The organism is Sphingomonas sp. FUKUSWIS1 (genome assembly GCF_000733135.1).
In the GTDB taxonomy this organism is placed as follows: domain Bacteria; phylum Pseudomonadota; class Alphaproteobacteria; order Sphingomonadales; family Sphingomonadaceae; genus Sphingomonas; species Sphingomonas aerolata.
In genome coordinates this window covers 1-2,588 of the sequence record NZ_JPJC01000262.1, presented here as the reverse complement: position 1 = coordinate 2,588, position 2,588 = coordinate 1, and the positions used below count along the sequence as shown (strand labels likewise).

The 2,588-nt window shown below is 69.7% G+C and carries 3 protein-coding genes; all 3 read right to left on the bottom strand.

Features of this window, described 5'->3' with window-relative positions:
* Positions 1-979 (bottom strand): TonB-dependent receptor (locus sphsw_RS17115; RefSeq protein WP_235188448.1); only part of this gene is annotated, 979 nt, incomplete at its 3' end.
* Positions 980-1,068: 89 nt separating this feature from the next.
* Positions 1,069-1,995 carry a FecR family protein gene (locus sphsw_RS17110; RefSeq protein WP_235188447.1) on the bottom strand — a complete coding sequence of 309 codons (927 nt, stop codon included), beginning with the start codon at positions 1,993-1,995 and terminating at the stop codon, positions 1,069-1,071.
* Between the two features lie 7 nt (positions 1,996-2,002).
* Positions 2,003-2,588: RNA polymerase sigma factor (locus sphsw_RS17105; RefSeq protein ID WP_235188446.1), on the bottom strand; the 586-nt coding region annotated here is incomplete at its 5' end.

Here is a 2,588-nt window from a genome sequence, read left to right as displayed (position 1 = left end):
CGACGCCGGTGATCCGGTCCTGCCGCGTGGTGCGCTCGTCATAGACGCCCGCGATCAGCGCGCCGAACTTGCCGTCCGGGCTTGCCCAGCTCGCCATGCCCGACAGTCGCGGATCGACCGCGTCGGCGAGGCGCGGCGAACTGGCCGTGGCGGATAGCGACAGCACCGGCTTCTTCAGGTCGAGCGGGCGGAAGGTGCGCAGGTTGATCGTGCCGCCGATGCCGCCTTCGTCGAGGCTCGCGCGCGGGCTCTTGATCACCTCGACCGCGGACATGAGTTCGGAGGGGAGCGTGTCGAACCGGAACTGGCGCCCGCTCTGGCCGCTGTCGCGAACATTCTCGTTCACCGCGACCGAGCGATCGTTGAGCGTCACCACCTGGAAATTGGCGCCGAGCCCGCGGATGCGGACGAACACGCCCTCGCCGCGATCGCGGACGATCGAGACGCCGGGCACGCGCTGGAGCGCTTCGGCGATGTTCTGCGCGGGAAACTTGCCGATATCCTCGGCCTTGACGACGTCGATGACGTTGGTCGCCTTGCGCTTCTGCGCCAGCGCACCGGTCAAGCTGCTCGCATAGCCCGTCACGACGATCTCGCGGGTCTCGTCGGACGGCGCGGTCGCTGCGGTCTGCGGCGCTGCGGTCTCGACCGTCGCGGCAACGATCAGCGCGCCATTGGGCTGCTGGTGGACCATCAGCCCGGTGCCGGCGATCAGCCGCTCGACCGCGGCGTGCGGTGCCATCGTGCCGTCGATCGCGGGTGCGGTCCGACCGGCAACCGCAGCGGGCGTGAACAGGATGTCGATGCCGCTCTGGCGGGCGAGCGCTTCGAGCGATCGGCCGAGCGGCTGGACGCCGAGATGCACGCGTACCATTTTGGCCTGCGCGATCGCCGCGGCGGGTGCAAAGGCGGTCGACAGCGCGGCGCAGGCTGCGCCCATCACGAACGAACGGCGCAGGCGCCGGCGATTGGTCGTCACGGTGTTCATCCCCCCAAGGAAGGCGGCGATACTGCCGCACCTCCTCGACGGGCGAGCCGCGATCTACCCCACCCCGCTGACGCGAATTTTTATCCGCCGAGCAGGACGGCACCGTCCATCGTTCGCAACCGCAGGTCGAGCAGCGCTGCGAGCGCACGCCCCAGCGCCACGTTGTCGCCCATCCGGTACATGCCGCTCACCTGCAGTCCGGCGACCGCCGGGTCGGCGATCACCAGCCGCGTCGCGCTGTACCGGTTCGCCTCCTCGGCAACCGTCGCGAGCGTGTCGTCGTGAAACGCGGCACGACCGCTGGTCCAGGCGCGTGTCGCCGCGAGCTCAGGCCGATCGATCACATCGTTCCGCAGCCGCGAGCCGTTGGTCAGGAGTTGCGCAGCGCCAGTCGACGTCGTGGCAGCGATCGTCGCCCGCCCTTCGATCGCAGTAAAGGCCACCCCGTCGCGCGCGTCGCAGCGCAGGTCGAAGCGGCCCGCGCCGGCGGTCATCGCCCGGTCGGCCGCGGTGATCGTGAACGGGGTCGCGGATGGCGCGACCGTCAGGTCGATGCGACCTTGCGTCAGCCAGAGCCGCCGCCGCCGCTCGGTCGCGACCACATGAAGCCGGGTGACCGCGTCGAGCAGCAGGGCCGAGCCGTCGGGCAGCACGATTCGTCGCTGCTCGCCGATCCCTGTCCGATACGGCGTCGCGGCATAGGCTGCCTGGAACACACCGGTTCCCGCGACCGCGGTGACCGCGAGTGCCGCGACCCCGCCCAGCGCGCGGCGGCGCGTCACCACCGGTGCGCGCGACGGTGCGGTTCCCGGGACCATGTCCCAAAGGTCGGTCGCGCGCTCGAACCGTTCGGCATGTTCGGGGTTCGCGGTCAGCCACTGTTGGAAGACCGCCGAGTCCTGTGCGCTGACGTCGTCCGCGTTGAGCCGCGCGATCCATTCCGCCGCGGTGCGTTCGGGCGCCGCCTTGTCCGAAAACATCCGGTCTAGGGATTTGCGGCCATGCATTGCGTGCTCACCAATCCTCCGTCCAATCGACCAGGAAGGTCATCGCCTTGGCCATGTGCTTTTCGACCGCACTCTGGCTGATTCCCAGACGTGCAGCAATCTCGCGATATTTATACCCGTCGAGCCGCTGCATCAGGAAGATCTCGCGGGTCCGCGGGCTGAGACGATCGAGACCCTCGCGCACCCGGTCGAGCCGCGCCTTCGCGATCAGCACTTCGTCCTGGATCGGCGAACAGTCGCGCAGCCATTCGATCGTCCCCGCGTCTTCGCTCGCACCGCGAACCGCCTCGCGCCGGAACGCATCGCGCCCGCGATTGACCGCCGCATGGACGAGGAACGCCTCGCCGTTGCGCGGCGCCGCGGGCAGCGTCGCCAGGCTGACATAGGCGTCGTGGAGCAGATCCTCGCCATCCGCCCGGCGCGTCAGCCGTTCGACCTGCGCGCGCAGACGCGTCCAGCCCGCCCAGAGGCGACCGGGCCCCGTATCGACCACGCTGAGCTCGGACGTCCCCATCGGCCCAGGCGGTATGCGCCCGCCGGTACAGTTTGATGACGTGTCGGGGACGGATCCGTGACATGCGACGATGCCGCGC

Excerpts from the sequence above, each read along its gene's own strand:
- sphsw_RS17110 (WP_235188447.1), bottom strand. The coding sequence starts at position 1,995 with ATGCATGGCCGCAAATCCCTAGACCGGATGTTTTCGGACAAGGCGGCG.